This is a genomic window from Deinococcus piscis (assembly GCF_014653275.1).
Lineage (GTDB): Bacteria > Deinococcota > Deinococci > Deinococcales > Deinococcaceae > Deinococcus > Deinococcus piscis.
In genome coordinates, this window is the sequence record NZ_BNAL01000001.1 from 129,211 (window position 1) to 146,595 (window position 17,385).

General features: G+C 64.0%; 21 protein-coding genes. 12 read left to right on the top strand and 9 right to left on the bottom strand.

Translation table 11 applies throughout. From position 1 onward, the window contains the following. The first annotated feature begins 5 nt into the window (after nt 1-5). Entirely contained in the window at nt 6-935 is a 930-nt protein-coding gene (locus IE158_RS00635; protein ID WP_189641724.1) for a DMT family transporter, read from the top strand. A 1-nt stretch (nt 936) separates the two neighbouring features. On the opposite strand, the gene IE158_RS00640 is transcribed toward IE158_RS00635, so the two are convergent. Together IE158_RS00640 and IE158_RS00645 are read right to left on the bottom strand one after the other, a co-directional pair. Then, on the bottom strand, nt 937-1,560 hold the full coding sequence (locus IE158_RS00640) for a hypothetical protein (RefSeq protein ID WP_189641725.1): 624 nt from the start codon (nt 1,558-1,560) through the stop codon (nt 937-939). Continuing rightward, nucleotides 1,560-2,300 carry a HepT-like ribonuclease domain-containing protein gene (locus IE158_RS00645; RefSeq protein ID WP_189641726.1) on the bottom strand — a complete coding sequence of 247 codons (741 nt, stop codon included), beginning with the start codon at nt 2,298-2,300 and terminating at the stop codon, nt 1,560-1,562. The genes IE158_RS00640 and IE158_RS00645 overlap by 1 nt, the downstream gene beginning before the upstream one ends. A 95-nt stretch (nt 2,301-2,395) precedes the next feature. On the opposite strand from IE158_RS00645, the gene IE158_RS00650 reads away from it, so the two are divergent. The 3 genes from IE158_RS00650 (at nt 2,396) to IE158_RS00660 (ending at nt 5,630) form a co-directional block, all read left to right on the top strand. Continuing rightward, complete coding sequence (locus IE158_RS00650) at nt 2,396-2,989, top strand: hypothetical protein (RefSeq protein ID WP_189641727.1); 594 nt, start codon at nt 2,396-2,398, stop codon at nt 2,987-2,989. A gap of 100 nt (nt 2,990-3,089) precedes the next feature. Further along, nucleotides 3,090-3,866 (top strand): roadblock/LC7 domain-containing protein, encoded by a 777-nt coding sequence (locus tag IE158_RS00655; RefSeq protein WP_189641728.1) that lies wholly within the window; start codon nt 3,090-3,092, stop codon nt 3,864-3,866. Next, the gene (locus IE158_RS00660; protein ID WP_189641729.1) at nt 3,867-5,630 is read left to right on the top strand and encodes a hypothetical protein; all 1,764 of its coding nucleotides are present in this window, start codon (nt 3,867-3,869) and stop codon (nt 5,628-5,630) included. Nucleotides 5,631-5,814: 184 nt separating this feature from the next. Here IE158_RS00660 and groL read toward each other — a convergent pair whose 3' ends face one another. Both groL and groES read right to left on the bottom strand, forming a co-directional pair. After that, nucleotides 5,815-7,455: a chaperonin GroEL gene (groL, locus tag IE158_RS00665; RefSeq protein ID WP_189641730.1), complete on the bottom strand. Its 1,641-nt coding sequence runs from the start codon at nt 7,453-7,455 to the stop codon at nt 5,815-5,817. A gap of 84 nt (nt 7,456-7,539) precedes the next feature. After that, the gene (gene groES / locus IE158_RS00670) at nt 7,540-7,827 is read right to left on the bottom strand and encodes a co-chaperone GroES (protein WP_189641731.1); all 288 of its coding nucleotides are present in this window, start codon (nt 7,825-7,827) and stop codon (nt 7,540-7,542) included. Between the two features lie 281 nt (nt 7,828-8,108). Between groES and IE158_RS00675 the strand changes: the two genes are divergently transcribed. Then, nucleotides 8,109-8,714: a diguanylate cyclase domain-containing protein gene (locus IE158_RS00675; RefSeq protein WP_189641732.1), complete on the top strand. Its 606-nt coding sequence runs from the start codon at nt 8,109-8,111 to the stop codon at nt 8,712-8,714. A gap of 62 nt (nt 8,715-8,776) precedes the next feature. Here the strand turns inward: IE158_RS00675 and IE158_RS00680 are convergent, their stop codons facing one another. Then, a complete protein-coding gene (locus IE158_RS00680; protein WP_189641733.1) occupies nt 8,777-9,358 on the bottom strand; it encodes a GNAT family N-acetyltransferase in 582 nt (193 codons plus the stop codon). A 111-nt stretch (nt 9,359-9,469) separates the two neighbouring features. Between IE158_RS00680 and IE158_RS00685 the strand changes: the two genes are divergently transcribed. The 4 genes from IE158_RS00685 (at nt 9,470) to IE158_RS00700 (ending at nt 12,596) form a co-directional block, all read left to right on the top strand. After that, nucleotides 9,470-10,171: a hypothetical protein gene (locus tag IE158_RS00685; RefSeq protein WP_189641734.1), complete on the top strand. Its 702-nt coding sequence runs from the start codon at nt 9,470-9,472 to the stop codon at nt 10,169-10,171. A gap of 104 nt (nt 10,172-10,275) precedes the next feature. Further along, a complete protein-coding gene (gene def / locus IE158_RS00690; protein ID WP_189641735.1) occupies nt 10,276-10,935 on the top strand; it encodes a peptide deformylase in 660 nt (219 codons plus the stop codon). Then, nucleotides 10,919-11,956: a methionyl-tRNA formyltransferase gene (gene fmt / locus IE158_RS00695; RefSeq protein ID WP_189641736.1), complete on the top strand. Its 1,038-nt coding sequence runs from the start codon at nt 10,919-10,921 to the stop codon at nt 11,954-11,956. Before def ends, fmt begins: the two co-directional genes overlap by 17 nt. 16 nt (nt 11,957-11,972) lie before the next feature. Continuing rightward, nucleotides 11,973-12,596 (top strand): LURP-one-related/scramblase family protein, encoded by a 624-nt coding sequence (locus tag IE158_RS00700; protein ID WP_189641737.1) that lies wholly within the window; start codon nt 11,973-11,975, stop codon nt 12,594-12,596. Between the two features lie 218 nt (nt 12,597-12,814). Here the strand turns inward: IE158_RS00700 and IE158_RS00705 are convergent, their stop codons facing one another. From IE158_RS00705 to ddrC, 4 genes are all read right to left on the bottom strand, one after another. Then, nucleotides 12,815-13,171, bottom strand: a complete 357-nt coding sequence (locus IE158_RS00705) for a hypothetical protein (RefSeq protein WP_189641738.1) — start codon at nt 13,169-13,171, stop codon at nt 12,815-12,817. Nucleotides 13,172-13,423: 252 nt separating this feature from the next. Next, a complete protein-coding gene (locus tag IE158_RS00710; RefSeq protein ID WP_373295813.1) occupies nt 13,424-14,083 on the bottom strand; it encodes a monofunctional DNA glycosylase in 660 nt (219 codons plus the stop codon). A 92-nt stretch (nt 14,084-14,175) separates the two neighbouring features. Then, a complete protein-coding gene (locus tag IE158_RS00715; protein WP_189641739.1) occupies nt 14,176-14,346 on the bottom strand; it encodes a hypothetical protein in 171 nt (56 codons plus the stop codon). 92 nt (nt 14,347-14,438) lie between these two features. Then, entirely contained in the window at nt 14,439-15,134 is a 696-nt protein-coding gene (gene ddrC / locus IE158_RS00720; protein ID WP_189641740.1) for a DNA damage response protein DdrC, read from the bottom strand. Between the two features lie 160 nt (nt 15,135-15,294). On the opposite strand from ddrC, the gene IE158_RS00725 reads away from it, so the two are divergent. The 3 genes from IE158_RS00725 to IE158_RS00735 are packed head-to-tail and all read left to right on the top strand — an operon-like array spanning nt 15,295 to nt 17,356. Continuing rightward, nucleotides 15,295-15,855: a TetR/AcrR family transcriptional regulator gene (locus IE158_RS00725; protein WP_189641741.1), complete on the top strand. Its 561-nt coding sequence runs from the start codon at nt 15,295-15,297 to the stop codon at nt 15,853-15,855. Further along, a complete protein-coding gene (locus IE158_RS00730; protein ID WP_189641742.1) occupies nt 15,852-16,577 on the top strand; it encodes an ABC transporter ATP-binding protein in 726 nt (241 codons plus the stop codon). The genes IE158_RS00725 and IE158_RS00730 overlap by 4 nt, the downstream gene beginning before the upstream one ends. Further along, the gene (locus IE158_RS00735) at nt 16,574-17,356 is read left to right on the top strand and encodes an ABC transporter permease (RefSeq protein WP_189641743.1); all 783 of its coding nucleotides are present in this window, start codon (nt 16,574-16,576) and stop codon (nt 17,354-17,356) included. The genes IE158_RS00730 and IE158_RS00735 overlap by 4 nt, the downstream gene beginning before the upstream one ends. Nucleotides 17,357-17,385: the final 29 nt, after the last annotated feature.

The following is a 17,385-nucleotide window of genomic DNA, read 5'->3' on the forward strand; positions in this document are numbered from 1 at the left end:
GGACTATGTCCCGCCAATACTTCCTGGCCCGCACCGCTCCGCAGCCCACGCTGGGCCAGTGGGATTCATGGTCGCTGGCTGCCGCAGCGATCACCATTTTGTTCTGGGCCTCTGCTTTTGCGGGAGTGCGGTCCGGGTTGCAGGAATTCGGCCCCGGCCCCCTGGCGCTGTACCGCTTTGCGGTGGCCAGTCTGGCGCTGGGCGGTTACGCGCTGGTGGCCCGGATTCCGCCGCCGCCAGCGCGGCTGCTGCTGCCCGTGGTGCTGGTGAGCCTGGTTGGAATCACGGCCTACCATCTGCTGCTCAACTACGGCCAGGTCACCGTCCCGGCAGGGACCGCCAGCATCATCATCGCGGTGGTGCCGGTCATGACCGCCCTGCTCTCGCTCGCGCTGGGGCAGGAGCGGCTCAGTCCTCTCGGCTGGCTGGGCAGCCTGATCAGCCTGGGCGGGGTGCTGCTGATCGTGCTGGGACGCGGACAGAGCATGGACTTTACCGCCGGGGCGCTGCTGGTGCTGGGGTCTGCGCTCGCCAGTGCGCTGTATTTCGTGCTGCAAAAACCGCTGCTCGCCCAAGTACGGCCTATCCAGTTCACCATCTGGAGCATCATCACAGGGACTCTTCCTATGCTGGTCTTTTTGCCAGAGCTGCTTCAGGGGTGGGCGCAGGCCCCACTCAGCGCGCACCTTACGGTGGCCTATATCGCGCTGTTTCCAGCGGCACTGGCATACCTCACCTGGAGCTACGCGATTTCACGGGTGGGCGCAGCGGCCTGCACCAACCTGATGTATGTCACGCCAGTGCTCGCCACCCTGATTGCCTACCTGTGGCTGGGTGAGCGGCCCACCGAGATGACCCTGCTCGGCGGCGCTATTGCCCTGGGCGGGGTGCTGCTGGTCAATACGCTGGGACGGCGGCCAGCGCGGGTGGATTAGTTCAGCTGCGCAGGCGGTGCAGCCAGTCCTCCAACTCGGACACGGACGCCTGCTCCTGCCGCTCCCTCTGCCACGCCTTCAGCGGCGCATAGACAGCTTCTGCCTCGGCCAATGTCAGCGGGGGCTGGGCCGTCCAGAGCAGCCGGTCTCCGCTGATATGCCAGGCCCGGCGGCGGCGGACGCGGCGGCCCGGCAGGTGAGCAGCCAGCAGAAGGTCCACCTCGGCGGCCAGCGGTTCGGAGTCGGTGTACAGCTCCAGCAGCGTGGTCGGCAAGTCGCGCCTGGGATGCAGCGTCGCTGCGCGGTCACGGGCCTGGAGCACAAAGCGCCGTAACTGGCGCAGGTCGCGGGTGCGCCACTCGCGCAGGGTCACGCGCCCGCCACACAGCCGCAGGATGAACTGGCCGTCCGGGAAGTGCCCGTCAGCCAGGCCGGAGGCGTCATACCAGCCCAGGTCCAGGCAAAAGTCAGCGTCGCAGTAAAAGACCTCGGCGAGGTTTCGGTCCAACAGCTCACCCAGCCGGGCCGCTTCGGCTTCCAGGTCCGCTTCAAAATCCAGGTCGATCAGGAAAAGAACCGAACCGCCATCAAAGTGAACTGCGCTCAACCGGCACGGCGCGGGCATTATCTTCCCCCGCCACCTTCGTCTTCGGCTCCTCCTTCTCCCTCTTCAGCCAGCTCCTGAAGCAGTGGGCGCAGCTGCGGTAGCTCATGCCGGACGGTCTGCCACACCAGGTCCAGGTCTATGCCGAAGTAGTCGTGCGCCACCAGATTGCGGATATCGCGCAGCAGGGCCCAGGGAACCTGGGGGTGACGGTCTTGCTGGCTCTGGGGGATGAACTTGGTGGTTTCGCCCAGACGCGCCAGATTCCGCAGGACGGCGTCTACGGCCTGCTCATCTTGTCGGAAGGACTGCCGGTCATGCGGCGCAGTGTAGTCTGCTGTGCGGTCCAGAGCGTCCAGCAGGTCATACACACGCCAGCGCCAGCGTTTGCGGCGGTGGGTACGGTGAGGCCGGTCCGGCACAGCCATGATGTCCACTGCGTCCGTCAGGATGCCCCGGCGCAGGGCCGGTTTGATGGCCCCTTCGGTCAGGGCGTCTATGCGGGTGCCCAGCACCCCTTCAAACAGGTCCTTGGCGGCCATCAGGCTCAGCAGGCCAGCGCCTTCGCGCAGGTCCAGCAGCAGGTCCACATCACTCAGATCGGTGGCCTCCCCACGCGCCACCGAGCCAAAAATCCGCACCCTGGTCACGCCCAGGCGTCGCCAGTCTGCCTCGATGCGGCGCAGACGTGCAGCCACCGCTGGCAGGCTGGAGTCGGCAGTAGGTGGCCTGTCCTTTTGGGAAGATTCTGCAGGCGTCATGACCCTCAGCATAGAGGCTGCGGCGCGGGCGTGCGGCCTCCGGGTCCGCTCCGCCTGGTGGCCCCCGGCCTGCCCTGGCACCTACAATGCAGAAGATGGACGTCTCTTCGCCGCCTCCCCTCCCACCTGAGCCAGCCGCTGAGCGCCAGCGTTCCGCACTGCCCAGTGGCTGGTGGCTGGGCTTGGTTGGCGTACTGGTCGGGCTGCTGGGACTGGGCACCGCTTTTTGGGCGCTGCGTGACCGCCCGGAGATGGACGCGCCCGTGCCTGTCATCCAGGACAAAGGACCAATCCCCTCTTCAGGCGATACGGCTTCAGCCTCTGCGACTGCCGCACCAGGGGCCGCTGGCGGCCACTCAAAGCTGCTGGAGCTGGATATTCCTACCGGCTTCCCGCCACCGCAGCTCCAGAGCCTGAGCTTTGCCGACGCTTTTGCGCAGGCCGCCGCTTACCGGGGTTGGCAGTGCCAGCAGCCCGAGGTGATCCTGTTTTCTGACGCCCGCCAGACCCTGCCAGCAGTGCAGGAGCGGCTGCTGGAGCTGGGCTATCAGGTCAAGGACACCGAGACGGCCCTGGGCGAAGACCGCAGCTGGCTGGCACAGCACGGGGAGCGGCCCGACCTCTTCGTCAGCTTCTCATCCGGCGAACAGGGCCGGGGAAATGTCAGCCTGTGCGCTCTGCCCAGATAAGCGCCCACCTGTACGGGCTGTACGGCAGACCCTTTTGCCTGCCTAAACCCAGAAAACAGTTCTGTGACAAGGGTGACTCTAGGGTGAAGTGAGGAACGTCATGTCAGACACAGAACTGCTTACCCCCTACCAACTCGCCTCCTCCGCACTGGAGAGCACCGCTCAGGAGCGGGGCATTTCGGTGGTGGCCTTGCAGCAGGTGCTGGACCGTACCTTGCAGGAACAGGGCCTGGACGCCGCCGAGCTGAGCGCTGAGCAGTTGCAGGGCCTGCTCTTTCCTGCCCTGGACCGGGCCTATACCGACCTGCTGGACGAGGACGAGCGCCGCCGGATGCTGCGCGCACTGTCGGAACAGTTGGCTGCGCAGGAATTGGGGGCGGTGTTCACACCCACGGCGGCCACCACTGACACCCTGACGCAACTGGGGGAGCAGAGCAGCTTGGCAGCCGAGAGCGAAGACACGGACAGTGAAGACTGGGATTTCGGCGAAGACGACTTCGAGCTTGAAGACCCTGAGTACCTGGCAGCCCCAGTCGCGCGGGCCTATGACCTGAGCCAGGGGGCCGATCAGACTCGTCTGATTGCCGAGCTGGGCCGAATCAGCGGCGTGCAGAGCGTGATGGTGTGCCGCGAAAACGGCGAGGTGGTGCAGGTGCGTTCGCTCAAGGATTTGTCGGCCCTGGGCAGCGTGGTGGCAGCCACGGTGTTGCTGCTGCGCGGACGCTCTTTGCGGCTGATGTCGGCGCAGGTAGGCGGCACGGTGGTCTGTGTACGCCCCCTCGGCAGCTATGCCGTAGCCGTCCTGGCCGGACCTGAAGTGAACGTGGGCCGTCTGCTGGGAGAACTGGGGCAAGTCCAAACCGAGAATGCCGCTTGAATGAAGCGAGTAGGAGCCTTCTTACAGATTGCCCCAGCGCTGCAACCTGCGCTGCTGAGCGCGGTGCTGGTCTCCTTGCCTGCGGCGCAGGCGCAGGACCTCGGCGCCTACCGTGAGCTTGGCCACGCGCTAAGCCGTGCCCAGAGCGTGCGGCCCACCGATGTCGGGGCGGCACTGATTGAGCTGGACCGCGCCGAAGGGGTCTTTGCTGTGCTGCGCCCCAGCCTGCGCACCCCACCCCTGAGCAGCAGTATTCAGGGGGCGCTGGACCAAGCGCGCGCTGCCCTGGCCCGTACCCCAACTGACTTGGAGGCGCAGACCCTCTACGCCCAGGCCTTGCTGCGGCACGCCCTCTATACCCAGACGCTACAGGACCTGTTGCAGGCCGATGTAGATACTGGGCCCAGGCTCAACCAGTTGGCACAGGACTTCGGCCTGAATGCCGCTGACACGGCAGCCCTGCGCCGCGCCGGACAGTTCGGCCAGCCCGAAATTGCGGCCGCCCTGTTGCAGCAAGCCGCCGCCCGCCAGACTGTAGCTGTGCTGGCTCCTTGGCAAAGTGGCGCAGCTGCCCTCAGCCGGGATGAGGCCTACTTGCGGCTTACCCAAGCCAGTGGCTGGTACTTGCACCTTGCAGAGCTGACGGGCGCTCCAGACGCAGCCACTTACAGTGCCTCCTTAAATCAGGTGGCGCAGGGCAACCTGGCAGGCAGCGCACAGTCAGTGCGGCAGCTGCACAGCACTGCGCTTCAGCTGCAGCAGTCCCTGCGTGACCAGCTGGCAGCAGCGCAGTCCTCAGCAGAAAAGCCAGCAGTCCCGCAGAGGGAAACCCCCGGTGCGCCTGGTGGGCAGGCACAGGCCACAGCGGCGCAGGCCACCAGCAGTGTGATCGTCGTCCCGGCCATTCCAGAGCATCCGTCGGCGACAGCGCCCACAGTCGGCTCACCTGCCAGGACCCCTGGCGGCAGCGCCCCAAATATCACGGCGATTTACGCCACCCTGGCCCGCGCTCTGGCAGCAGCAGGCAGTCAGGATCAGGCCGCCGCCCAGAGCGCTCTGTCACAGGCCGCTCAAGCGGTAGATACTTTGCCCACGGGTCTGCAGGGTCAAGCTACCACTGAGCTGGCGGCTCACCTGCACAGCCTGTCCAAACGCTCCTGGATAGAGCCCAGCGACATCGCCGCCGAAATCATGCAGCTGCGGGAGTTGGAGAAGCAAGCCCAGAGCGCTCCCCGGGCAGGCACAGCGGCACCGCAGGTCCACGCTCTCACCACTCGTCTGTGGAGTGGGCAGATTCAGGCGCTGGCCTTTTTGCTGCTGACTGCGCTGCTTCCGCTGCCCTTTTATTTCAAGTTCCAGGCACTGGGCCACCAAAAAGGTGAGTGGGCCCTCATCGTGACTGGCATAGGGATGCTGGTGATTCCTGCTTTTACCGAAGGCCTAACCATTCTGTTCAGCTGGCTCGGCAATGCGCTGGGCATTCCCTTGCTGGAACATGCAGCGCTGCTCAGCATGCGCCACAGTCCCCTGGGGCATCTCTTGTGGTGGCTGTTCACCCTGATCGGCATCCTGCTCATGACCGCTGGCTTTTATCAGCTCTCGTGCAGACGCAAGCAGGTGGCTTTGGCCAAGGCCCGCTGGACCAGTGCCCGGAGTCAAGTCACCACCGAAGAAGCTGCTCCTCCCGAACCCCAGTCTGACAAGCTGACCCGCTGGACCCAACCCGTCCGGTGGCCCGGCACCAAGCCTACAGACGACACCTGATACGGAGCATAAGAGAAAAGCTGGAATCTGCACTCAGACATTCGGTGGGGGCGCTTCTCCAGAGGCCAAGGCAGCAGGCCTGAGGAACTCGGTATTGCCTGCCTTGGCCTCTCTGTAAATCCTGCTGAGAAGCCAAGCAAAAAGCCGAGGCATTCGCCCCGGCTCTTTGCTTGGCACTTCAGGTTTAGAAGTCCATACCGCCCATGCCGCCCATGTCGGGAGCACCAGCAGGAGACTTTTCAGGCTCGGGCTTGTCGGCCACGATGGCCTCAGTGGTCAGGATCAGCGCGCCGATGCTGGCGGCGTTTTGCAGCGCGGTGCGGGTCACCTTGGCAGGGTCCACGATACCGGCAGCAACCATGTCTTCAACGTACTCGCCGGTGGCGGCGTTGAAGCCGTAGCGGGCCTTGTCGGAGTTGATGACGGCGTTCACGATGACGCTGCCTTCTTCACCGGCGTTGGCGGCGATCTGGCGGGCGGGTTCTTCCAGGGCACGGATCAGAATGCGTGCACCGGTGGCTTCGTCGCCTTCCAGACCTTCAGCGGCCCGGCGCACAGCGGGAATCACGCGCAGCAGGGTGGTGCCGCCGCCGGCCACGATGCCTTCTTCTACAGCCGAGCGGGCGGTGGACAGGGCGTCTTCGTAGCGGTGCTTCTTCTCTTTCAGCTCGGTTTCGGTAGCCGCGCCCACGCGAATCACGGCCACACCGCCGGCCAGTTTGGCGAGGCGTTCCTGCAGCTTCTCGCGGGCGTAGTCGGAGTCGGTGCTATCCAGCTCGGCCTTGATGGCATTCACGCGGCTGTCAATCTGAGCCTGCTCACCCTTGCCGTCCACGATGGTGGTTTCGTCTTTGGTGATACGCACCGTGGCAGCGCTGCCCAGCATTTCCATGCCGACATTTTCCAGCTTGTGGCCCAGGTCTTCGCTGACCACTTCGCCGCCGGTCACGGCAGCGATGTCGCGCAGCATTTCCTTGCGGCGGTCACCGAAACCGGGAGCCTTCACCGCAGCGATGTTCAGCGTGCCGCGCAGCTTGTTGACCACCAGGGTTGCCAGCGCTTCGCCGTCCACGTCTTCCGCGATGATCAGCAGCGGGCGGCCCGTCTGCGCCACTTTTTCCAGCACAGGCAGCAGGTCCTTCAGGGCGCTGATCTTCTTCTCGTTGATCAGGATGAAGGGGTTTTCCAGCACGGCTTCCATGCTCTCGGTGTTGGTGATGAAGTAGGGGCTAATGTAGCCCTTGTCGAACTGCATGCCTTCCACCACGTCCACTTCGGTGTCAAAGCCCTTGCTCTCTTCGATGGTGATGACGCCTTCTTTGCCCACCTTGTCCATCGCGGAAGCGATTTCTTCGCCCACCTGGGGGTCGTTGGCGGAGATACCGGCGACCTTCTTGATGGCGTCGCTGTCTTCCACCGGCACGGCCAGCTTCTGAATTTCTTCGATGGCAGCGGCCACGGCTTTCTCAATGCCGCGCTTCAGAGCCAGCGGGTTGGCGCCGGCGGCCACGTTGCGCAGGCCCTCTTTGACCACGGCCTGACCCAGCACGGTGGCGGTGGTGGTGCCGTCACCCGTGATGTCGTTGGTCTTGCTCGCGACTTCCTTCAGCAGCTGAGCGCCGATGTTCTCCAGCTTGTCTTCGAGCTCCACTTCCTTGGCGACGGTCACGCCGTCCTTAGTGATGGTGGGGCTACCGAACTTCTTCTCAATGACCACGTTGCGGCCACGCGGGCCAAGGGTCACTTTGACTGCGTTGGCGACAGCGTTCACGCCACGCTCCATACTGCGGCGGGCCGATTCGTCAAATACCAGTTGTTTGGGCATATTTCTTACTCCTTTGAAGGGGAAGGGCGTTAAGGACCAAAGGGCCAAGAGCTACACACCAGGCGGTCCGTAGCTCACAGCCTCTTACTCAACGATGGCGAGGATGTCGCGCTCGGACAGCAGGGAGTAGTCCTTGCCGTCTACGCTGACTTCAGTGCCGCCGTACTTGGCGAAGTAAACGGTGTCGCCCACATTCACTTCCAGGGCCACACGCTGGCCGCTCTCCAGCATTTTGCCGGTGCCAACAGCCACAACTTTGCCGCGCTGGCTCTTTTCCTTGGCGGTGTCAGGCACGTACAGGCCACCAGCGGTCTTCTGCTCTGCTTCTTCGATGATTTCGACCAGTACACGGTCTCCGAGGGGTTTCAACATGTGGGGACCTCCTTGAAATGAGTTGAGAGATGGAAAAAGGTTTCCGGCAGCAAGGCCAGCACCAAAAACGGTGTCCAGGACAAGCCTACGGGCTTTCTCCTTAGGGTCAAGCTAAAGCCGAAACCGCAAAAATGTCAAGTGGACCCCCCAATAAATCTGAGTCATTCAGACTCAACTTGCGTATGGAACGGGGTTTTGCAGGAAGGCACCAACGAAACGGATATAAAATGTATATATGTCATTTATATATATCCTACTGGTGTCCTCGCGAGAGTGTGCCGATGCCTGCTAGACCAGTCATTCTGCGCCCTGACGGGTGGCAGGCAGCTCTAGCACAGCTGGGACAGGCACCGCTGAGCGTAGCGAGGCTGGATGTGGACCACTTTGCGCAGTTAGGCGAAAGCCTGGGCCGCACTGAGGCCGAGGGGCTGCTGCGCAGCCTGGAACGGCTGCTGAGTGCCGAACTGCCTTCAGGTGCCGTAGTGGGCCAAATCAGTGAGGACGAGTACGCCGTGCTGCTGCCCGAAACCTCGCCTGAAACGGCCCTGCGCCTGATGGACATGGTGGTGCGGCAGTTCGCCCGTCACCGCGATCCCCGCTGGCCGCGCAGCGTGGGCCTCAGCGCTGGGGTCGCCGCGCAGCCTGCGCACGCCCGCACCCCTGCGGAACTGCTGCTGGCCGCCGATGAAGCCCTACACCGCGCCAAACGCGAGGGCCGGGGCCGCGCCTGCCTGTACACCCCAGCCAAAATGGTCCTGAAAAGTAACTACTACCCGCGCAGCCAACTGGACCGCCTGAAAAAGCGTGCCAAAGCCGAGGGCCGCAGCGAAGCGGACGTGCTGCGGGCCGCCCTGGAAGCGTATCTGGCACAGGAAGCACAGGGATAAGGGCAAGGAGGCAGAAGGCGGAAAATGGCTCCAGCTCAAGCTTTCATCCTTCTGCGGTCACCTCAATCCAGCTGCCGCACCAGCGCCCGCATGCGTGAGGTATCTACGCGGTCCGCTGTGATTTCCATCATGACGCTGTCAAAGCGCTCCTGCCCCAGCCGCACAGCACCGGTACGCCGCCCGATTTCGCGGAAACCGACCTTTTCGTAGGCGCGAATGCCCCGGACGTTGTAGGCAAAGACGTTGAGGGTGATGTTGTACAGCCCCAGGAAGTACATGCCATATTCCACCATCAGGCTGACCGCCTCCGTGCCGTAGCCGCCGCCCCAGTGGTCTGGGCTATGCACGCTGATGCCCAGCTCGGCGGTGCCGTGCCGGTGGTTGATGCCGCGCAGGTCCAGGCCGCCAATGAACTGCTCGGTTTCCCGTGCATAGATACCAAACGTGACCTGCTCCGGGCTGCTTTTGCTCACGCTGTCAAAGTAAGCTTGTTCATCCTCCAAGCTAAATGCGCCGCCAAAGGCCCCAAGATAGGTGGTTAGCTCCAGATTGGCGAAATAGCGTGCCATGTCAGGCACGTCTTCACGGCGCAATCTGGCCAGCACGACTTTTTGACCGGTAAGGACAGGAAACAGTTCGCTCATGGCCCAGGCTAACGCAGCTCCGGCGGCGGGCCATAAGCCAGATGGCGGATTGCACCTTTTGAATGATGCCGCCAAGCGCCGCAGTGCGTAGCCTGCGCACTGGGAGGCTCCATGAACAATCAACGCTATCTGACTCTGTATTCCGCAGCCGTAACCGCCCTGCTGGGCGTCATGCTCTTTACCAGTGGCGGTGCCGCCGGGCCGCGCCAGCAACAGCTGGAGGTGCTGGACGTACAGCGCATCAATATCCGTGAACCGGACGGCACTCTGCGGGCGGTGCTGTCGGGCAGGGCCACACTGCCCGGAGCTATCATCCGGGGCAAGGAATACCCGCATCCCAGGGAACAGGCCGGGATGCTCTTCTACAACGACGAAGGCACCGAGAGTGGCGGCCTGGTCTTTGATGGAGCAAAAGGAAACAGTGCGGGCAGCCTGACCTTCGATGCCTATGAGCAAGACCAGATTCTTCAGCTGGTCGGGATGACCCAGGGCAGCCGCTCCGCTGCCGGGCTGATGGTCAATGACCGCCCGCAGCGTTCTATTGTGCAGGACCTGGAGGAACAGGCCCAGCTCAAAGCTCTGCCAGAACCTGAGCGGACCCGGCTGCTCAGCGAGCGCGCCAGCAGCGGCTACTACGGACAGCAGCGGATGTTCATCGGCAAGACCAACGACAAGGCCACCATTGTGCTGGCCGACAAATCCGGGACGCCCCGGCTGCAACTGGCGGTTTCTGCGGCAGGGCAGGCCAGCATTGACTTTTTGGATGAGCAGGGAGCAGTCGTCAAATCGCTGACGGCAGACCACCTGAACTGAGCAACTGGTCTGTTTATGCCCTGGTCTGTTTATGCACTGGCCTGTGCAGGCCATTTGGCGGGGCCTGCCTTCCAGGCCGGGCATTTGCGCTAAAAAAGGAAGTTATGAGCACGCCTGCTTCCATCTACCCGATTCGCCTGTACGGCGACCCCGTGCTGCGCCGCAAAGCCCGCCCCCTGGGGCACACCGATACCCTAACCGTGCCCGGATTCGCGCCCCAGAGCCTGCGCGAAGTGGCGGATACCATGCTGGAAACGATGTTTGCCGCCCGTGGTGTGGGCCTGGCCGCGCCGCAGGTGGGCCTGGGCGTGCGGATGTTTGTGGCAGTGGAATACGACGACAACGAAGAAGAGAATGAGGGCAAGGAGACGCCGCTCAAATCCCGCGTGCTGCGCGAGTACGTGATGCTGAATCCCCGGCTGACCGTGATCAACAAGAAAAAGGACCGCTCCGAAACCGAGGGCTGCCTGAGCATTCCCGACATCTATGAAGAGGGCGTGCCGCGCGCCCGCGCCGTGCGGGTGGAGTACACCGATCTGGACGGAGAGGCGCAGGTCGTAGAGGCCGAGGACTATCTGGCCCGCGTGTTCCAACACGAAAATGACCACCTGGACGGCAAGCTGTTTCTGGACCATCTGCCGCAGGACGTGGTCAACGACCACCGCGCCGCCCTGCTTGCCATGCAGCGCCAGGCCCGGCTGAACCTGGACCGCTTGGCGCAGCAGGCCCGGTACGGCGAGGAGCACCGTGACGAGCGGCTCTGAAACGGGAAGCTCCGCCATCCGCCGGGTGGCTTTTTTTGGGTCGCCCGCTTTTGCGCTGCCGGTGCTTGAAGCGCTGCACGGGGCCTTCGAGGTGGTGCTGGTGGTCAGTCAACCGGACAAGCCGGTGGGACGCGGCCTGAAGCTGACGCCGCCCCCGGTGGCCGCCCGCGCCGCCGAGTTGGGACTGAAGCTGGCACAACCCAGGAAGCTGCGCGGCAACGCCGAGTTCGAGGCGGAATTGCGGGCGTCGGGGGCCGAAGTCGCTGTGACCTGTGCTTATGGCAAGCTGCTGCCTCAAAGTCTGCTGGACGCGCTGCCCTACGGCTTTTTGAATACCCACACCAGCCTGCTGCCCAAATGGCGGGGAGCCGCCCCGATTCAGTGGGCCCTGATTGAGGGTGAAAGCGTCACCGGGACCACCATCATGCAGACCGACGCCGGCATGGACACCGGCCCGGTACTGCGGCAAGAGGAACTGACTGTAGCGCCCGAGTGGACAGCGCTGGAGCTGAGTGCCGCGCTGTCGCAGCAAGCGGCCCGCTTGGCGGTACAGACCGTTCGGGAGCGGCCTGGGCTGACGCCGCAGCCGCAGGACCATGGCCAGGCCACCCACGCACCTCTGCTGACCAAAGAAGACGGTTTCGTGCGGTGGCAGGAACCGGCCCAGGCCATCGTGAACCGCTACCGGGGCGTGGCTGCCTGGCCGCAGACGACGGCCTTTTTGGGCGGCACCCGCCTGAAGCTGGATGGGCTCAGCGCAGTGCCAGCAGGCAGCGGGCAGCCCGGCACAGGACAGCCCGGCACCGTGCTGGGCACCGACGGCGACGCCCTGCTGGTGGCCGCTGCCGAAGGGGCTGTGCGTATCCAGACCGTGCAGCCCGCCAGCAAGAAGCCGCAGCCAGCTGCACGCTGGGCAGCGTCTCAGGGCCTGGGAGCCGGAAGCCAGTTTGACCTCTGGGCGCCCACCTCCCAGAAAATGGCACCCCAGAAATCAGCCCCGCAGGAACTGGCGGGCCCCTAAGCGCGTAACGACCAGCATGACCCTGCAATACGTCACTTTCCCTGTCCAAATGGAATTCCGCCTCAGCGTCCGCACCGAGATTCGGGTAACAGACGCTGAAGGGCGGCTGCTGGCGGTGGTCAAAGAAAAGCTGTTCAGCGTGCGCGACGAAGTCCGCATCTACGCCGACGAAGCCAAGCGTCAGCAGATTTATTCCATCCGGGCCAAGGGCTTGTTGGCAGGCGCTATGGACTGGAAAGCGCAGCGTCTGATTGTGGCCGGGGATGGCCGCCCCGTTGGTGCGCTGGGGTCACAGGGCGTACGGACCCTCTGGGGAGCAGCCTACGACCTGCTGGACGCCCAGGGCCAGCCGCGCTACACCATCCGCGACGACAAGCCCTGGATGAGCTTTGTAGAAGGCGCGGTAGACGCCATTCCCTTTGTGGGCAACTTCCTGGCCCTGGGCTTTGACTACCTTGTGAACCCCACCTATACCGTGCGTGACGCTCAGGGGGCAGAAGTGGCCCGGATCAGCAAGAACCGCTCGCTGCTGTCACGGCGCTTCACCGTGCAGGAGTTGCAGCCCATCGCTGGCCCAGACGCCGAGTTGCTGCTCACGGGCCTGATTCAGCTGGTCCTGCGCGAGCGTGACCGGGGCTAAAGCCATTGCCCTGAAGATGGCGTGCTCCTCCCAGCGAAGGCGCTAAGCGACAGTTGAAGGACACTCGCCCAAAAAAAGCTTTCTTTCTGAACGGACTGGAATAGCTTCACCAGAAAGCAAGTGCGGAATACTGGTAGGGACGCGAAATGGAGTGATCCGCAAAAAGGTACGCGGATCACTCCATTTGGACTTACGAAGCTGCGAAGCAGACCCCTGGTCTAGGAATCAGCGCTATCTCCAGGTTCGCAGTTCTGCAGGTCGGAGCCCACCCGGTCACGCGGGCCCCGGCCCTGCCCAGTCTGATGCTCGTGCCGGAGGTGGGCTTCTGCGGCGTTCTGCGAAACATTCACCACCACATACCCGTTGTTCCGCACAGCACTGGTGGCGTGGCAGATCGACACCTTGTGCTCCTGCTGCCGCTCAGAGTTGGGGTGGCCGCGTCCTGCTCCTGGCAAGTCATCTTTCACAACTACACCCGTCACCTGAGAGTCCTGCTGTCCTTGTCCCCGGCCCTGGCCAGGCGTTGCCGCCGCGCTGCCCAAGAGCAGCAATCCGATAAAAGCAATGTTTTTCATGGTGTTCCTCCTGCGCGCCATTGTGCCAGTTGCCCCAGAAGTCGGCCTTTGTCAAGAGCAGACACAGCGGGGGAAATGCACAGCCCAGCCGACTGGAATCAATTGGAAAGTGGCCCCCTTCAGGAGGCCCGGCGACTCGCAGGACGGCAGAAACTCCAGCAAAACCGCCAAGCTGCAGTTCTGACAGCTTTCTGCGGGAATGGACCTGCTGGGCGGTCAGAAACCCCTTAGGTTCGGCTCATTCTGCCCGGCTCACTTCTTGAAGCTGGGCACCGCATCACCGTAGACCGCGTAGGCGTCGCAGCGCTCACGCAGCACGCAGCGGCTGCACTTGGGGCTATTCCAGGTACACACCTGCTGGCCGTGCTTCAGCAGGTTGATGTGCAGGTCGTACAGCAGCGGCGGGTCTGGTGGCAGCAGCGCCAGCAGGGCGCGGTGCGCCGCTTGCTCTCCCATTTTGGGAATGGTCCCTACTCGCGTGTTGATGCGGTGGACATGGGTATCCACCGGAAACACGGGCCGGGCGTAGTTGAACAGCAGCACCAGAGACGCTGTCTTGACACCGACACCGGGCAGGTCAGTCAGCCACCTCAGGCCCTCCGCCACCGGCAACTCAGCCAGAAAATCCAGATCGTAGCCGCCGCGCTTCTCGCAGATGGCCTTCAGGGTGGCCTGAATCCGGGGGGCTTTTTGCTCCGGGTAGTTGGAGCGGCGAATAGCATGGGCCACCTGCTCGACCGGAGCAGCCGCAATCGCGTCCCAGTCGCCCAACTCGCGCAGCTCGGCGTAGGCGGCGTCCTCGTCGCGCCAGTTGGTGCGCTGCGAGAGAATGGTGCTGATCAGCTCGTGCATCGGCTCGCGGCGGGGCACCAGCGGCTTTTCGCCGTATGCGGTGAGCAGGCGCTCACGCATCCACAGCAGCAGAGCCACCCGCTCCTCAGCCGGTTGCTCGGCATTCAGGGAGGGGGCGGCCTGCAGGAAAAGGGACGGTTCAGCCACAGCGCTCAATCACGCTGGGGAGCGGCGCTGTCTTCTGCGCTACTGCGGCTGCCCTCGGCGGGGTCCTGGCTGCTCACCTGAGGCGCGTCCGGCTGCTGGCGGTCTTCCTCGCGCTCACCTTCGGCGGCGTCTTGGCTGGAGGCGTTCTGGTATTTCAGATCATCGCTATTGGTCATGCCCAAGGGTGGCACGCCCCCGCCGCCCCAAAAGCTGGAAACAGTTCAAGGAGCGTTTAGGGACGCGCCGCGCCCAGCCCTCCCGTCCCGGCTTAGCCGCTTCGGGGCAGTGCCCCAGCCTCCCACAGCCGCTGCTCGCGGGCCAGCGTTTCACTGTGCACGGCCAGGATGTCGGCGTTGCCCTGCACGCCCCGCTCTTCCAGGGCGCGGGCAGTGGCCGTGTCCAGGTAGGCCATTCGCAGCAGCTCAGCGCTACTCAGGCCGTCGCGGGTGTTCCTGACGCCACGCTCGCGGCGCAGGGCCGTGCTGTTCATGCCCAGCACCGAGCGGTTGCTCAGGCTTCCCAGCTGCCGGTACACCGGGCCGTGCCCGCCCCGGCGGGCCACCGTGCTCAGCAGTTCGCGGCGGGCTTCGGTGCTTTCCAGCCGGGCGGCCAGCCAGCGCCGCTCGGCAGGGTCAGGGTTGCGCTCGGCAATCTGCGCTGCCAGCTTCACGTCACCCTGCATGGCTGCGCCCAGCAGCTCCTGCGCCCGCTTGCGCCAGCGCCGCGCCGCCGGGGTATCCAGCCGGAAAGCCAGCGCCGTGAACTCGGCCACGCTCAGCGTAGGCTCAGGGCCTTCCCCAAAATCGCGCTTGGGACTGCGCAGGCCATGCTTATCGCTGAACCAGTCCCAGTCCACCCGGCCAGCGTCAAGTTGCTCCAGTGCATGCCCAGCCCGCAGCAACCCGTCAGGGCTGACCGGCAGGCGCACACTGCCAAATTCCAAAATGAGCGGAGCGTTTTTCATACAGATATTCTAATACAAATTATGTAAATGACATAACAGAGAATGCCTGCCTGGTGTGATCTGTCCAGCACTGCTCAACCTGCACTGCTCTGACCCCTGCGCCCATTGGACTCACCAGAGGAGCCTTGATGGCGTGAATGTTATCGACTAACATTACGGCATGACTGACCGAACCCAGCGCACCAGAGAACACATCAGGAAGGTGGCCCTTGAGCTGTTCACTGCACGTGGGTTCGGTGGCGTAACCGTGAACGAACTTGCTGAAGCGGCGGGGGTATCGCATATGACGGTCTTCCGGCACTTCGCTACCAAGGAAGCGTTGGTGATCGGCGACCCCTTCGATCCACTGATTGCCGCTGGCGTAGCAGCCCAGCCTGTGACCTTGCCGCCCTTCGAGCGGGCACGGCGCGGGCTACGGCAAAGTTGGGCAGAGATGACCGAACTGCCGCCCCTGGAAAGAGAGCAACTTGGCCTGACCCTCCAACTTATCCGGAGCCACGCGGGACTCAGGACGCAAATGTGGGAGAGCAACCACGCCACCACGCAGGCCATCGCCGCAGCGCTGCAGGAGGGCGGAGCTTCTCCGCTGGAAGCACAGGCGGCAGCAGGCGCGTGCATCGGAGCGCTGACTGCCGCGCTGCTCACGTGGGATGCGGACTCAGGAGCGGCACTCAACGATGTCATTCTTCAGGCGCTGGACACCTTACAAGGTTCAGCATGACAGCCCTGGCCGTGCAGAACATCTCCAAAACACTTGGAGATCACCTGGCGCTGCAACAGGTCACCCTGAAGGTAGAACCTGGGTCTATTCACGCGCTGGTGGGCCTGAACGGCGCAGGCAAAACCACGCTGATGCGCGTCATGCTGGGCATGCTCCGCCCAGATGGGGGCCGCGTGACACTGCTCGGCCACGACCTGGCGCACGCTCCCAGCAGTCTGTGGCGGCAAGTGGGCCACCAGATCGAAGTGCCGCCCTGTTACCCGGAACTGACGGCCCGCCAGAATCTGTGGGTCGCGGCTCAGCTGCGCGGGGTGCCGGAACAGGACATCTCTTCACGCATCACGCAGGTGGCGGAAGCGCTGAACATGAGTGCCTGGATTGACCGCCGCGCCCGCACACTTTCCCTGGGCACCCGGCAGAAAATCGGGCTGGGTGCAGCCCTGCTGCATGACCCTTGCGTACTGGTGCTGGACGAGCCAGGAAACGCCCTTGACCCGCTGGCGCTGGTCCGCCTACGCGGCCTCCTGCGTAGGGCTGCGGTGCGCGGCGCGGCGGTGCTGGTCTCCAGTCACCACCTGGACGAACTGGCGCGCATGGCAGATCACATCAGTGTCATGCACAGAGGCCAGATCATTGGCACGCTTGACCCACAGGCCCCTGACCTGGAAAGGGCTTTTTTTAGCAAGGTGCTGGCGCAGGAAGAAGCCGGAGCAGCGGTATGAATGGCCTCCTGACAGCCCTGCGCGTAGAACTGCTGAAGTTCCGCCTGGCCCCCTTGGTCTGGCTCACTACACTTTCTCTGGTGCTGCTGGTGCCGCTGATTTCGGTGGGCGGATATGTGCTGGCCTCCACGGCACCCGGCACACCCACTGCCCTGAAAGCGCAGGCCCTGATGCATGGTGCGGGCTGGGAAGCGCTGTACAGTCTCGCAGCGCAGGTGGTCGCCCCAGCGCTGGGCCTGGGCGTGGGCACCGTTGCCAGTTGGTGCGCCGGAAGGGAATTTACTGAGCAGACCGTGGTGGGATTGTTTGCTCAACCGGTGCCCCGCGCCCATATCGCCCTGGCAAAAGCCCTCATTACGCTGGGTTGGGCGGCGGTGCTCAGTCTCCTGGCTGTTGGTCTGGTGCTGCTGGGCGGTGTGCTCAGCGGTCTGACGCTGCACGGCAGCCTGCCGGGTGCCTGGAAACTGCTGGTGATGGCCGTCCTCGTGGCAGTCAGCATGTTGCCTGCTGCGTACGTTGCCAGCGCGGCACGCGGGTACCTGCCCGGCATCGGCGCTGTGCTGGGAATCACCGTCGTCAGTCAGTTCGCCACAGCGCTGGGCGGCGGCGCATGGGTGCCGTGGGCAGCCCCAGCCTTGTGGGCGGGCATCGCTGGCCCGGTGATCGCGGCCCAGGTGAGCCCGCTCCAGCTTTTGCTCCCTGCCCTGGTGGGTACACTCAGCATCGGCGCACTGCTGCACTGGTGGCAGTACGCCGAGCTGGGCAATACACGGGATTAGGACAAGGGATTGAAGCAAAGCCTGCCGCA

Excerpts from the sequence above, each read along its gene's own strand:
- groES (WP_189641731.1), bottom strand. The coding sequence starts at position 7,827 with ATGTTGAAACCCCTCGGAGACCGTGTACTGGTCGAAATCATCGAAGAA.
- IE158_RS00660 (WP_189641729.1), top strand. The coding sequence starts at position 3,867 with ATGAAGCGAGTAGGAGCCTTCTTACAGATTGCCCCAGCGCTGCAACCT.
- groL (WP_189641730.1), bottom strand. The coding sequence starts at position 7,455 with ATGCCCAAACAACTGGTATTTGACGAATCGGCCCGCCGCAGTATGGAG.
- IE158_RS00685 (WP_189641734.1), top strand. The coding sequence starts at position 9,470 with ATGAACAATCAACGCTATCTGACTCTGTATTCCGCAGCCGTAACCGCC.
- IE158_RS00710 (WP_373295813.1), bottom strand. The coding sequence starts at position 14,083 with ATGCGTGAGCGCCTGCTCACCGCATACGGCGAAAAGCCGCTGGTGCCC.
- IE158_RS00635 (WP_189641724.1), top strand. The coding sequence starts at position 6 with ATGTCCCGCCAATACTTCCTGGCCCGCACCGCTCCGCAGCCCACGCTG.
- IE158_RS00705 (WP_189641738.1), bottom strand. The coding sequence starts at position 13,171 with ATGAAAAACATTGCTTTTATCGGATTGCTGCTCTTGGGCAGCGCGGCG.
- ddrC (WP_189641740.1), bottom strand. The coding sequence starts at position 15,134 with ATGAAAAACGCTCCGCTCATTTTGGAATTTGGCAGTGTGCGCCTGCCG.
- IE158_RS00645 (WP_189641726.1), bottom strand. The coding sequence starts at position 2,300 with ATGACGCCTGCAGAATCTTCCCAAAAGGACAGGCCACCTACTGCCGAC.
- IE158_RS00730 (WP_189641742.1), top strand. The coding sequence starts at position 15,852 with ATGACAGCCCTGGCCGTGCAGAACATCTCCAAAACACTTGGAGATCAC.
- IE158_RS00655 (WP_189641728.1), top strand. The coding sequence starts at position 3,090 with ATGTCAGACACAGAACTGCTTACCCCCTACCAACTCGCCTCCTCCGCA.
- IE158_RS00715 (WP_189641739.1), bottom strand. The coding sequence starts at position 14,346 with ATGACCAATAGCGATGATCTGAAATACCAGAACGCCTCCAGCCAAGAC.
- IE158_RS00640 (WP_189641725.1), bottom strand. The coding sequence starts at position 1,560 with ATGCCCGCGCCGTGCCGGTTGAGCGCAGTTCACTTTGATGGCGGTTCG.
- IE158_RS00735 (WP_189641743.1), top strand. The coding sequence starts at position 16,574 with ATGAATGGCCTCCTGACAGCCCTGCGCGTAGAACTGCTGAAGTTCCGC.
- IE158_RS00700 (WP_189641737.1), top strand. The coding sequence starts at position 11,973 with ATGACCCTGCAATACGTCACTTTCCCTGTCCAAATGGAATTCCGCCTC.
- def (WP_189641735.1), top strand. The coding sequence starts at position 10,276 with ATGAGCACGCCTGCTTCCATCTACCCGATTCGCCTGTACGGCGACCCC.
- IE158_RS00650 (WP_189641727.1), top strand. The coding sequence starts at position 2,396 with ATGGACGTCTCTTCGCCGCCTCCCCTCCCACCTGAGCCAGCCGCTGAG.
- IE158_RS00675 (WP_189641732.1), top strand. The coding sequence starts at position 8,109 with ATGCCTGCTAGACCAGTCATTCTGCGCCCTGACGGGTGGCAGGCAGCT.
- IE158_RS00680 (WP_189641733.1), bottom strand. The coding sequence starts at position 9,358 with ATGAGCGAACTGTTTCCTGTCCTTACCGGTCAAAAAGTCGTGCTGGCC.
- IE158_RS00725 (WP_189641741.1), top strand. The coding sequence starts at position 15,295 with ATGACTGACCGAACCCAGCGCACCAGAGAACACATCAGGAAGGTGGCC.